The sequence below is a fragment of the Sphingomonas sp. PvP018 genome (genome assembly GCF_017876865.1).
Lineage (GTDB): Bacteria > Pseudomonadota > Alphaproteobacteria > Sphingomonadales > Sphingomonadaceae > Sphingomonas > Sphingomonas aerolata.
Window position 1 is genome coordinate 2606778 of the sequence record NZ_JAGIOU010000001.1, and the last position, 12474, is coordinate 2619251.

Annotated in this window: 12 protein-coding genes; 9 read left to right on the top strand and 3 right to left on the bottom strand. The window is 67.2% G+C overall.

All coding sequences use genetic code 11. The annotated features are described in order from the left end of the window. Positions 1–68 precede the first annotated feature (68 nt). From J3A66_RS11460 to J3A66_RS11485, 6 genes are all read left to right on the top strand, one after another. On the top strand, positions 69–2561 hold the full coding sequence (locus tag J3A66_RS11460; RefSeq protein ID WP_209568997.1) for a helicase-related protein: 2493 nt from the start codon (positions 69–71) through the stop codon (positions 2559–2561). Continuing rightward, positions 2554–2877: an RNA-binding S4 domain-containing protein gene (locus J3A66_RS11465; protein WP_244648453.1), complete on the top strand. Its 324-nt coding sequence runs from the start codon at positions 2554–2556 to the stop codon at positions 2875–2877. The genes J3A66_RS11460 and J3A66_RS11465 overlap by 8 nt, the downstream gene beginning before the upstream one ends. Before the next feature lie 214 nt (positions 2878–3091). Next, positions 3092–3433, top strand: a complete 342-nt coding sequence (gene fdxA / locus J3A66_RS11470; protein ID WP_031393648.1) for a ferredoxin FdxA — start codon at positions 3092–3094, stop codon at positions 3431–3433. Between the two features lie 218 nt (positions 3434–3651). Then, entirely contained in the window at positions 3652–4185 is a 534-nt protein-coding gene (locus J3A66_RS11475; protein ID WP_031393647.1) for a CarD family transcriptional regulator, read from the top strand. A gap of 147 nt (positions 4186–4332) precedes the next feature. After that, entirely contained in the window at positions 4333–5064 is a 732-nt protein-coding gene (locus J3A66_RS11480; RefSeq protein ID WP_209568999.1) for a head GIN domain-containing protein, read from the top strand. 52 nt (positions 5065–5116) lie between these two features. Next, positions 5117–5809 (top strand): DUF2807 domain-containing protein, encoded by a 693-nt coding sequence (locus J3A66_RS11485; RefSeq protein WP_209569001.1) that lies wholly within the window; start codon positions 5117–5119, stop codon positions 5807–5809. A gap of 9 nt (positions 5810–5818) precedes the next feature. Here J3A66_RS11485 and J3A66_RS11490 read toward each other — a convergent pair whose 3' ends face one another. Further along, entirely contained in the window at positions 5819–6235 is a 417-nt protein-coding gene (locus tag J3A66_RS11490; RefSeq protein ID WP_031396430.1) for a DUF1489 domain-containing protein, read from the bottom strand. Between the two features lie 43 nt (positions 6236–6278). Then, positions 6279–7688, bottom strand: a complete 1410-nt coding sequence (mgtE, locus tag J3A66_RS11495; protein WP_031440994.1) for a magnesium transporter — start codon at positions 7686–7688, stop codon at positions 6279–6281. 108 nt (positions 7689–7796) lie between these two features. On the opposite strand from mgtE, the gene J3A66_RS11500 reads away from it, so the two are divergent. Next, positions 7797–8252, top strand: a complete 456-nt coding sequence (locus J3A66_RS11500) for a peptidylprolyl isomerase (protein ID WP_056406711.1) — start codon at positions 7797–7799, stop codon at positions 8250–8252. A gap of 182 nt (positions 8253–8434) precedes the next feature. On the opposite strand, the gene J3A66_RS11505 is transcribed toward J3A66_RS11500, so the two are convergent. Further along, a complete protein-coding gene (locus J3A66_RS11505; protein ID WP_037530034.1) occupies positions 8435–9319 on the bottom strand; it encodes a LysR substrate-binding domain-containing protein in 885 nt (294 codons plus the stop codon). Positions 9320–9595: 276 nt separating this feature from the next. Here J3A66_RS11505 and J3A66_RS11510 point away from each other — a divergent pair, with 276 nt between their 5' ends. Next, positions 9596–11869: a CDC48 family AAA ATPase gene (locus tag J3A66_RS11510; protein WP_209569002.1), complete on the top strand. Its 2274-nt coding sequence runs from the start codon at positions 9596–9598 to the stop codon at positions 11867–11869. Positions 11870–12174: 305 nt separating this feature from the next. Further along, on the top strand, positions 12175–12459 hold the full coding sequence (locus tag J3A66_RS11515; protein WP_166746529.1) for a hypothetical protein: 285 nt from the start codon (positions 12175–12177) through the stop codon (positions 12457–12459). The last annotated feature ends 15 nt before the right edge of the window (positions 12460–12474 follow it).

Genomic DNA, 12474 nt, shown 5'->3' on the forward strand with positions numbered 1-12474 from the left:
CGCGGAATACGGCGAACTTGTCCTGCCGGTCATTGCGCCGCGCGACCTAACGCCCGATGTTCAAGGCTATGAGTGACGATGTGTCCGGCGGCGTGACCGCGGTCCTGGGGCCGACCAACACAGGCAAGACGCACCTCGCGATCGAGCGGATGTGCGCGCATTCGAGCGGCATGATCGGCTTCCCGCTGCGACTGCTGGCGCGCGAGGTCTATGACCGCGTCGTCGCGATCAAGGGCGCGAACCGCGTCGCGCTGGTCACCGGCGAGGAAAAGATCATGCCGCCCGATGCGCGCTGGCTGCTCTGCACCGCCGAATCGATGCCCGACCGCGACGTCGCGTTCGTCGGGCTGGACGAGGCGCAGCTGGGCGCCGATCCCGAGCGCGGCCATGTATTCACCGACCGGCTGCTCCGTGCCCGCGGACGCGAGGAGACGATGATTCTCGGCTCCGAGGCGCTGCGGCCGATGATCAAGGCGCTCGTGCCCGGGGCGGAAATCGTCAACCGCCCGCGTTTCTCGACGCTTACCTATGCGGGCGCCAAGAAGATCAGCCGCCTGCCCAAGCGGTCCGCGATCGTCGCCTTCTCGGCCGAGGAGGTCTATGCCGTCGCCGAGATGCTGCGGCGGCTGCGCGGTGGTGCGGCGGTGGTGATGGGCGCGCTGTCACCGCGTACCCGCAACGCGCAGGTCGCGATGTTCCAGGCGGGCGAGGTCGATTATCTCGTCGCCACCGACGCGATCGGCATGGGGCTCAACATGGACGTCGCGCATGTCGCGTTCGCCAGCCTCAACAAGTTCGACGGCAAGCGCCAGCGTCGCCTGACCGTGGCCGAGATGGCGCAGATCGCGGGCCGCGCCGGGCGACACCAGCGCGACGGCACGTTCGGCGCGCTGTCCGATGACGGGCCCGGCGCGTTCCTGCCCGAAGAGGTGCTCGCGATCGAGGAACACCGCTTCCCGCGCCTCGAAAACCTTTACTGGCGGCAGGGTGAACCCGATTTTGCCAGCATCGACGCGCTGGTCGCCAGCCTCGAGGCGCGCCCGCCCGCGGGCGTCCTGCGCGCCGCACCCCAGGCGCTCGACCTCGGCGTGCTCAAGCGGCTCGCCGAGGAGGGCTGGGTGCGCGAACGGACGCGGCACCCGAAGATGGTCGCGCGGCTCTGGGCGGCGTGCGGCATCCCTGATTTCCGCAAGGTCGGGCTCGACCCGCATGCGCGCTTCGTCTCGCGGGTGTTCGGACATCTCAGCGAGGGGCGGGGGCATATCCCGCACCAATGGTTCGCCGACGAGATCGTGCGGCTCGACACCGTCGCGGGCGACGTGCCGGTGATCGCGGGCCGGATCGCGGCGACGCGGATCTGGGCCTATATCGCGCAGCGGGCCGACTGGCTCGCCGAGCCCGCGCACTGGGCCGCGCGCACCGCCGCGCTCGAGGAGCGTCTGTCCGACGCGCTTCATGCCAGTCTGACGCAGCGCTTCGTCGACAAGCGTACGACCGCGCTGATGCGTCAGATCGGTGCGGACGCCGCGTCGCTCCCGGTCGTGATCGGTCCGGAGGGCGAGGTGATGGTCGAGGATCACCCGATCGGCCGCCTCGACGGCTTCCGCTTCACCGTCGCCGCCGACGCGCGCGCCAGCGACAAGCGCCTGCTGCTCGCCGCCGCCGAAAAGCGGCTGACGGGCGAACGCACGCGGCGCGGCCAGTCGCTCGTCGATGCGCCGGATGCGGACATCGCGCTCGACGAGTCGGCGCAGATCGTATGGGCGGGGCATCCCGTCGCCCGGCTCGGCGCAGGGCCGTCCTTCGCCCGCCCGAAACTGATCCTCGATCGCGCGCTCGACTGTCTCGACAAGGCGGCGCGCGAGCGGATCGAGACGCGCCTGTCGCGCTGGCTCGCGGCGATGCTGAAGCGGCGGCTCGCGGTGCTCGTCGATCTTGCCGCGCTCAGCCGCGACGCGGACGCGACCCCGGCGCTGCGCGCGGTCGCCAGCGCGATCGAGGAAGCGGGCGGGATCCTGCCCCGCCTGCCAATGCGGCTCGCGCTCGAGGCGGTTGATCCTGACGAGCGCAAGCGGTTGCGCAAAATCGGCATCATGATCGGTGCGCTCGACCTGTTCGACGTCCGCCTGCTCAAGCCCGAGCCGGCGCGCTGGCGCCGTATCCTCGCTAGCATCCGCGGGACGGTGATCACCGCGCCGCGCGACGGGGCGACCGTGCTCGCGCGCGGCAGTGATGGCGCGACGCTCGAGGCCGGGTTCCGCCCGCTGGGGCTTCAGGCGGTGCGCGTCGACCTGATCGAGCGTATCGCCCGCGCCGCGCATGATTCGCGCACCGGCCGCGCACCGTTCGCGCCCGACCCGGCGCTCGCGACCTCGATCGGGCTCGAGCCTGCGTCGATCGAGCGGCTGATGGCCGAGCTGGGCTTCAAGGCGCTGGCGGGCGACACGCCGCGCTGGGTCTGGCGCGGCCGCCCGCCCGCGCGCGCCGTCCCTGCGACGCCGATCGACCCGTCGCGGCAGAACGCGTTTGCCGGGCTTGCCGCACTGGTCCGCCATGGTTGAAGGCGCGATGCGGATCGATCGGTTCCTGTGGTTCGTCCGGCTCGCCAAGACGCGCAGTGCGGCCCAGGCGATCGCCGAGAAGGGGCATCTGCGAATCGACGGCCGCGCGATCGACCGCGCACACTGTCCCGTCCGGATCGGCAACGTCCTCACCTTCGCCGCCAACGACCGCGTCCGCGTGATCCGCATCGAGGCACTGCCGACACGCCGCGGTCCCGCCCCCGAAGCGCAGGCGTGCTATCAAGACCTGATCGCTGGCCAGACCCCCGCCGGCACCGAAGCGGACGACGTCGCACCACCCCGCCCGTCATCCTGACGAAAGTCAGGATCCAGGATACCGAAGGACAGCGTCTCATGGCCTTGGATCCTGACTTTCGTCAGGATGACGGCGTGGTTTGGACGGAAGCGGTCGGAGGCGGCAAAGCCTGATAACGTCTCGCAGAAGGCTTGCTATGATTGACGCGACGGGCCTGCGCGCATAGTCGCAGGCCGTTCGTCGCCGGGAAGGAATCCGGCCCAGGAGTTCTGCAATGACCTACGTCGTCACCGATGCCTGCATCCGCTGCAAGTACATGGATTGCGTGGAAGTGTGCCCGGTCGATTGCTTCTACGAGGGCGAGAACATGCTGGTGATCAATCCCAGCGAGTGCATCGACTGCGGCGTGTGCGAACCCGAATGCCCCGCCGAGGCGATCCTGCCCGACACCGAGAGCGGGCTGGAGCAGTGGCTCGAACTCAACACGACCTTCTCCGCGCAGTGGCCCAACGTCACGCGCAACGACAACCAGACGCCTCCCGACGCGGACGCGATGAAGGGCGTTGAGGGCAAGTTCGACAAGTATTTCTCGCCCGAGCCCGGCGCCGGCGACTGAAAATCGCACGAAATTCGTGTCTTTATGGCGGATTGGGGCACGAGGGCTGTCACGATCGGCTGGTAATTTTGTTGCAAAGATGGTAATTGGGTCCGTGACGGGCGCGATATGTCAAGTCGTCCGCCTGGAGTATGTTCGAACCCTATTCCTCCACGGTGCAATCCGGCGAACGCGTCGCTGTGGCACCGCGTGGAGGCATTGATCCGGAAAGGCCCCCAATGGCTGCCAAGGCACTGTCCTTCGACGTCGGTGATTTCGTCGTTTACCCAAAGCACGGAGTCGGCCGTGTGATCGAGCTGCAACGCTCGGAAATCGCCGGCATGACGCTCGAACTCTACGTCCTCCGTTTCGAGAAGGAGCGCATGACGCTCCGCGTTCCGACCAACAAGGCCGAAAGCGTCGGCATGCGCAAATTGTCCTCGGACAAGACCATGCGCGAGGCGATGGACACGCTCAAGGGCAAGCCCAAGGTCAAGCGCACCATGTGGTCGCGCCGCGCGCAGGAATATGAGGCGAAGATCAATTCGGGCGACCTCGTGTCGATCGCCGAAGTGGTCCGCGACCTGTTCCGCGCCGACGACCAGCCCGAGCAGAGCTATTCCGAGCGTCAGATCTTCGAAGGTGCGACCAGCCGTCTCGCCCGCGAACTCGCCGCGATGGAAGAGATTGACGAGCCCAAGGCGCAGGAGAAGATCCTCGACATCCTCCGCGCTGCCGCCGCGATCTACAACAAGGACAAGCTGCCTGCCTGACCGCTGGCGCTCCGTTCGATGACGCAAGGGCGGTCCCGCGGGGCCGCCCTTTTGCGTTTCTGGCCCGCCGGCCGATGACCACCACGGATTCCGCTTCCGCCTCTCGCCGATCGGGTGTATTGTCTGGGCAATACACAGGAGGATGCCATGAAGTATCTCGCGCTCGGTCTCATGATGCCGCTTGCCGCCTGCTCGTTCAGCTGGTCGGGGGACGATGACGGGGCGGGGGCATCGCCGAGCGGCACCGGCACGACCCGCACCTATATGGTCAGCGATTTCAGCACGATCGACCTGCGCGGTGCGAGCGATGTCGATGTGCGCGTGGGAACTGGCTTTTCGGTGCGTGCGCAGGGGCCTGCCGAGGCGCTCGACCGGCTGACGATCGAGCGGGACGGCGACACGCTCGAGATCGGGCGGCGCAAGGGCGTCAATCTCAACTGGGGGCGATCGGGCAAGGTCAAGGTCTTCGTCACGCTGCCGCGGCTGGCGGCGGCGGCGATATCGGGATCGGGGGACATGACCGTCGACCGGGTCGAGGGAACGCGATTCGCGGCCGATGTCGCAGGCTCCGGCAGCCTGGGGGTCGCGGCGGTGAAGGTCGACGATCTCGCCGTCTCGATCGCGGGCTCGGGCAGCGTCTCGGCGGCAGGATCCGCGCGGGCGCTGGCGGTCGAGATCGCCGGCTCGGGGGATGTCGACGCAGCCGGGCTCAAGGCCCGGTCCGCGCGGGTCGAGATTGCCGGCTCGGGCAGCGTCCGGGCGGTCGTCGATGGCCCTGCCACCGTCGACATGATGGGGTCGGGCGATGTCGACCTGGGCAGCGCGGCGCGGTGCACCGTGTCCAAGATGGGCTCCGGCTCGGTCCGCTGCGCACCGTGACCCGCTGCGCGCACGGCTTGCGTCGGTGCGCCGAAGCGGCAACGATCTGGCGATGATCCGTTTTCTTGTCCTGCCGCTCCTGTTTGCCTGTCCCGTTGCCGCAGCCGCGGCCGATCGTAGCGTGTCGGTGGGCAGCTTCGAGCGGGTCCGGATCGACGGTCCGTTCGACGTGCGCCTCGTCACGGGATCGCCCGGCGCAAAGGTCTCGGGGGATCCGCATGCGACCGAGGCGGTCGACATCCGCGTTGACGGTGCGACGCTGTCGGTCCGGCGGAGCACGAGCCGCTGGGGCGAGCGCCCCGAGATGGGGGCGCAGCGCCCGGTCATCGTGACGCTGTCCACCCCGCGTCTTGCCTTTGCCAGCGTCGTGGCGGGGGGGCGGCTGACGATCGATCGCATGAAGGGGCTGCGGCTGGATCTCGCGGTCAGCGGTGCGGGCAGCCTTGCGGTGAACGATACGCAGGCGGACCAGCTGAACGCCACCGTCATCGGCACGGGGCGGATGACGCTGGCAGGGCGCAGTGCGCGCGCGCGTCTGACCGTCAGTGGTCCGGGGCTGATCGACGCGACCGCACTTGCCGTCGATGATCTCGTCGTCATGCAGGACGGCGTCGGCGAAACCCGCGCCTCGGCGCGCCGCACCGCGCAGGTGACGAACGGCGGTGCGGGCTCGGTCACGGTCGCGGGCACCGCCGCCTGCACGGTCCGCGCTGCCGCGACCGGCCCGGTGATCTGCGGCCGCTAGGCGCGCAGGCTAGATCAGCGCGAGTTCGGCGAGCTTGGTCATCAGCGCGGGCGGCATGATGTCGAGCCCGGTCGCGTCGCCGCCCAGATCGAGCGGCGCATCGGCGCCCTCCAGATACCGCCACCCCTGATGTGCGCGCTTCGGCCGCGCTTGAACGAGCACCAGTCTGGGATCGATATGGATCGCGACTCGTCCGCCCTCCGCCTCGCCAAAGCCCAGGATCGGCGACCGCGCGATCAGCTGGTGCTTCAGGATCCAGTACATCGAACCGCCTTCGCCGACCGGCCCCGCCACCTCCTCGTGTCGCTTGGGCAGGTAGCGGGTGGTCAGGAACACGGGGCCCTCCTCACCGCGCAGCCGCAGGCGCTCCGCCAGATGGTCGACGCTGTCCGCGCCGAACGCGACTTTGGTGAGGTGAAGCGGCATCCGTCTGGAAATGGGCGCTAATCCGCGCCAGTCAACCGGAGCGTCAACCGTGCAGCCCCCACAGGCTGGCAAGGCCGAGGAACGAGAAGAACCCCATCGTGTCGGTCATCGTCGTCACGAACACCGCCGACGAGACCGCCGGATCGATCCGGAACTTGTCGAGCGTGATCGGGACCAGCACGCCGGAAAGCCCTGCGGTGATGTTGTTGGTCAGCATCGCCGCGGCGATCACGATCGACAGATCAGTGTTGCGGAAGATCACATAGGTGCCAAGCCCGATCAGCGTGCCCAGCATGACGCCATTGGCCGTGGCGATCCGGAATTCGCGGACGATCATCCGCTTGGTGTTCGAACTCGTCAGCTGGTTGGTTGCGAGCGCGCGGACCACGACCGCGAGCGTCTGCGTCCCGGCATTGCCGCCCATCCCCGATACGATCGGCATCAGCACCGCGAGCAATGCGAAGCTCGCGATCGTCCCCTGGAACAGCCCGACGACCGACGACGCGACCATCGCGGTGCCCAGATTGACCACCAGCCAGGTGAAGCGCGTCCGCACCGTCAGCCGGATCGGTTCGTTGATGTCGCCGTCGCCAGCCCCTGCCAGACGCAGCGTATCCTCGCCCGCCTCTTCGGAAATGATGTGGACGATGTCGTCGACGGTGATCATGCCGACCAGCCGGCCGCCATGATCGACCACCGCGGCGGAGATCAGCGCATATTTCTGGAAGCGGAGCGCCACCTCTTCCTGGTCCATGTCGACCGGGATCAGCGTCTGTTCGCGCTTCATCACATCGGCCATCGCAATCCCGCGCGGCGTGCGCAGCATCCATGACAGCTGGCACGTGCCGATCGGCTTGTGCGCGGGGTCGACGACGAAGATTTCCCAGAAATCGGTCGTCAGCTCCTCGTGACCGCGCAGATAATCGATCGCGTCGCCGACGGTCCAATGCTCGGGCACCGCGATCAGCTCGCGCTGCATCAGGCGGCCCGCGGATTCCTCGGGGTAGCTCAGCGCCTCCTCGATCGCGGCGCGATCGTCGGGATCGAGCGCGCGCAGCACCGCGCGCTGCTCGTCCTCGTCCATGTCCTCGATGATCGCGACCGCGTCATCGGTATCGAGTTCGGAGGCGAGGTCGGCGACCTGGTGCGGCTCGAGTGCGTCGATCAGATCCTCGCGGACATAATCGTTCATCTCGGCGAACACGTCGCCGTCGAGCAGGTCGGTGACCGCGCGCGCCAGCGCCGCGCGATCCTCCTGCGGCGTCAGCTCGAACAGATCCGCGATGTCGGCGGGGTGCAGCGGCTCGACCAGCGCGCGTGCCGCCGCATTGTCGCCGTCCTCGACCGCGTCGAGCACGGCGCGGACGAATTCGGGCCGCAACCGGTCGTCGCGATCGAGCTGCGTTTCGGGCTGGGTCTCGGTTTCGACCTCGGGAAGCTCGAGTTCGCTCATGGCTGCCTCCCTTAAAAGCGTGCGCTTGGGCCCTAACGCGCTGCGCATGCATTTGCCAGTCGCGGGGTGGATCCCTATCTGCCGCGCATCAATTCAGGAGAAGACCCAATGGCCGATACCCCCGAAACGCTGACGCTGACCCTCGACGGCGGTGACGTGACGATCAAGCTGCGCCCCGATCTGGCCCCGAAGCATGTCGAGCGCATCGTCGAGCTGGCCAATGACGGCTTCTATGACGGCGTCGTGTTCCACCGCGTGATCCCGGGCTTCATGGCGCAGGGCGGCGATCCCACCGGCACCGGCATGTCGGGCTCGGACAAGCCGAACCTCAAGGCGGAATTCTCGGCCGAGCCGCATGTCCGCGGCGTGTGCTCGATGGCGCGCACCAACCAGCCCGACACGGCGAACTCGCAGTTCTTCATCGTGTTCGACGACGCGCGCTTCCTCGACAAGCAGTACACCGTCTGGGGTGAAGTCACCAACGGCATGGAGCTGATCGACGCGCTCCCCAAGGGCGAGCCGCCGCGCGCACCCGGCAAGATCGTGAAGGCCCGCGCAGCCTGAGCTGAAGACTGCACCGGCGCAGCGAAGCTGCGTCGGAGACAGTCGAAGCCGGCCGGCGGAGCAAAGCTCCGTCCGACGGCGAGGCTTAGCCGCAACGCGCTTCAAGTCAGAAGCGCGTCGCGGTTGCTACCCTGATCCTCTCTCAACCGTACATCCGGTATCCGAGCGGAGGCTGCGCCTCGCTAAACTTCCGCCAGCGTCTTGATCAGCCAGTCGTGGAACAGCTTGACCGGCTTGGCCTGCAACGCGCGCGGGCGGCAGACGAACCAATAGCTGTACGGGCTCTCCACCTCGATTTCGAACAGCCGCACGAGCCGCGGATCATTCGCATCCTCGAAATGGCTGGCATGCATGAACGCGACGCCCAGCCCCTGCGCCGCCGCCTCGAGCATCAGCGCCCCCGAATCGAAATGATCGATCGCCAGCGGCTCGATATCGTCGAGCCCAGCCGCCGTCCGCCACGCGGTGAACGTATCCGTCATGTCGCGGTGGACCAGCGCGGTCAGCGTCGAGAGCTGTTCGGGTCGGGTGATCGGATCGGCGCGGTCGAGCAGCGTGCGCGCACCGATCACATAGACCGAATTGCGATCGAGCCGCCGCGCATAGAAGGCCGGATCGATCTCGCGTGACAGGGCGATCACCGCGTCCAGCCCGTCGCCCAGCCGCGATACCAGATGCGCCGCGGTATCGATGTCGAGATGCAGTTCGGGATGCGACGCGCGCAGTTCGCCGAGTCGCGGGAACAGCTTCTGCGACGCATAGAGCGGCAGGATGCCGAGCCGCAGCCGCAGCACCTCGGTCGTGCTGGTCATCGACTCGACCGCATCCGACAGCGAATCGAGCACCGGCGCGATCTGCGCGAGCAGGCGTTCGCCGTCGGCGTTCAGCACCATCGCCTGGTGCCGGCGTGCGAACAGCGGCTTGGCAATGAACCGCTCGAGGCTCTGCACGCGTCGGCTGAGCGCGGGCGCGGACAGCGCCAGATCCTCCGCGGCGGCCTTGATCGAGCCCAGCCGCGCGACCTGGACGAACGCCTCGATAGCCCCGAGTGGCGGCAGCCTCCGCATGATTCCTCCCCGACTCCCTTATCCGACTCGATGCATGTGATCCGCATCATTGGCCGCATTGAAGCCTACGATTGCAGTTAGCGCAATCGTAGCGGATCCATTCGCACTTGCAACATGAACCGCCTCGACGCAAAAAGACCTCGCCTTTCAGGCATCCTCTCCTAAAAACTTTCATGGGCTGGCCTTCATTGGCCGGCCCTTTTTTTGTCTTTTCAAGTCCTCGCAAGCCCGGCGGCGGCCCCCCATCTGACACGCTTCGAGTTTGAAGGAGTCGAGATGCCCGATAGCGAAACCCCGACGCGGAAAATCCAGGTGGCGAACGCGCGTCCCGAGGACAGCGGCCGCGGCTTGGCGCATCTGCCGCGCGCGCTGATGGCGACGCTCGGCATCGGCGAGGGCGACGTGATCGAGATCCTCGGCAAGCAGAACACCCCCGCGCGTGCGGTCGGGCCGTATCCGGAGGACGAGGGGCTCGACATCCTGCGCATCGACGGGCTCCAGCGCGCCAATGCGGGCGTCGGCTCGGGCGACTTCGTCGAGGTGCGCAAGGCCGAATCGAAGCCCGCGACGCGCGTCGTCTTCGCGCCCGCACAGCAGAATCTGCGGCTTCAGGGCTCGACCAACGCGTTGAAGCGCACATTCCTCGGCCGGCCGATCTGCCAGGGCGACATCGTCGCGACCGCGGGGCATCAGCGCGTCGGCAACATGCCCGCGGGCGTCCAGCAGTTCATGAACGCGCCCGCTTATGCACTGCAGGAGATCCGCCTCGCGGTGATCGCCGCCAGCCCCAAGGGCGTCGTCCATATCGACGAGAATACCGAGATCGAGCTGCGCCCCGAATATGAGGAGCCGCAGGACGCACGCCGCGCCGACGTCACCTATGACGATATTGGCGGCATGGCGCAGACGATCGACCAATTGCGCGAGATGGTCGAGCTGCCGCTGCGCTATCCCGAGCTGTTCCAGCGCCTCGGCGTCGATCCGCCCAAGGGCGTGCTGCTGCACGGCCCCCCCGGCACGGGCAAGACGAGGCTCGCGCGCGCGGTCGCCAACGAATCCGACGCGCAGTTCTTCCTGATCAACGGCCCCGAGATCATGGGGTCGGCCTATGGCGAATCGGAAGGCAAGCTGCGCCAGGTGTTCGAGGAGGCCGCCAAGGCCGCACCGTCGATCGTCTTCATCGACGAGATCGATTCGATCGCGCCCAAGCGCGGGCAGGTGTCGGGCGAGGCGGAAAAGCGTCTCGTCGCGCAGCTGCTGACGCTGATGGACGGGCTGGAGGCACGCGCCAATCTCGTCGTGATCGCCGCAACCAATCGTCCCGAGGCGATCGACGAGGCGCTGCGGCGTCCCGGCCGGTTCGACCGTGAAATCGTCGTCGGCGTTCCCGACGAGCGCGGCCGCCGCGAGATTCTTGGCATCCATGCGCGCGGCATGCCTTTGGGCGACCGGGTCGATCTCGACGAGCTGGCGCGCACGACCTACGGCTTTGTCGGTGCCGATCTCGCAGCGCTGGCGCGTGAGGCGGCGATCGAGGCGGTGCGGCGGATCATGCCCAAGCTCAACCTCGAGGAGCGCACGATCCCGCCCGAGGTGCTCGACGACCTGTCGGTCACGCGTGAGGATTTCCTCGGCGCGCTCAAACGCGTCCAGCCGTCGGCAATGCGCGAAGTGATGGTCCAGGCGCCGACCGTGCGCTGGGCCGATGTCGGCGGGCTCGACGATGCGCAGATGCGGCTGAAGGAGGGCGTCGAGCTTCCGCTCAAGAATCCCGACGCGTTCCGCCGCTTGGGCATCCGCCCGGCCAAGGGCTTCCTGCTCTATGGCCCGCCCGGCACCGGCAAGACGCTGCTTGCGAAGGCGGTCGCGCGCGAGGCGGAGGCGAACTTCATCGCCACCAAATCGTCCGACCTGCTCAGCAAATGGTATGGTGAGAGCGAGCAGCAGATCACACGACTGTTCCAGCGCGCGCGTCAGGTCGCACCCTGCGTGATCTTCATCGACGAGCTCGATTCGCTGGTGCCCGCCCGCGGTAGCGGGGCGGGCGAGCCGCAGGTGACCGAGCGTGTGGTGAACACGATCCTTGCCGAGATGGACGGTCTGGAGGAGCTCCAGTCGGTCGTCGTGATCGGCGCGACCAACCGGCCCAATCTGATCGACCCGGCGCTGCTTCGCCCGGGGCGGTTTGACGAGCTCGTCTATGTCGGCGTGCCCGACAAAGCGGGGCGCCGCCGGATCCTCGGCATCCAGACGCAGAAGATGCCGCTCGCGTCCGACGTCGATCTCGATCGTCTCGCGGACCGCACCGACCGGTTCTCGGGCGCGGATCTGGAGGACGTCGTCCGCCGCGCAGGGATGATCGCGCTGCGTCGCTCGATCGATTCGACCGACGTGACGATGGCCGATTTCGACAATGCGCTGAAAGAGTCGCGCGCCAGCGTCACGCCCGAAACCGAGCGTGAGTATGAGCAGATGGCGGCTCGCCTGAAACAGGACGCGACGGCCATCCAGCCGATCGGCTTCGCCTTCCCCAGTAAAGGCGCGGCGTGATCATCGCCCCTCTCCTTGACGGGAGAGGGGCTACCGCCAGCATGGTTCCATTCGGCGGTCTATAGTCGACTGGCCGAATGGCCCTGATCTTGTGCCATGTGTTGACATTACCGGGCACGGGTCCAATGTAACTTTCATGTACGCATCCGCGACACATAAGCGTTTCCTCGACCACGCCGGCCAACTCGCCGCACGGGGTTAGCCCGAGCTCGCGGCTATAGGCCGCTCGAGTTCGGGCTTTATTCGATCTGACCTTTGGGACGTGCGCTGCACGCCCATGATCTCGAATATACGGAAACCACGCAATGTCAGGCCCAGCCTCTGAATCTGGCGATCACTCGCCAGCGCGCCGCGACGTCGATGAAGACGCCCTATCCCCGAAAACCTCGTTGCGGATGCGTCCCAGGCATTTCTTTTCGAAGCAATTCGATATGGAAATCGTCGAGGATTATTCGAAGGAAGAGGCCGATCGGGACTCCGCTGGGCAGCCGAAATGGCTCAACCGACTGATCCAGATGAACTTGTTACTGATGATCCTCTTGATCGGGGTTCCGCTGCTTCTGTACTGCATCGGAATGTCGGCGAAATAGCGGAGCCGCTGCCTG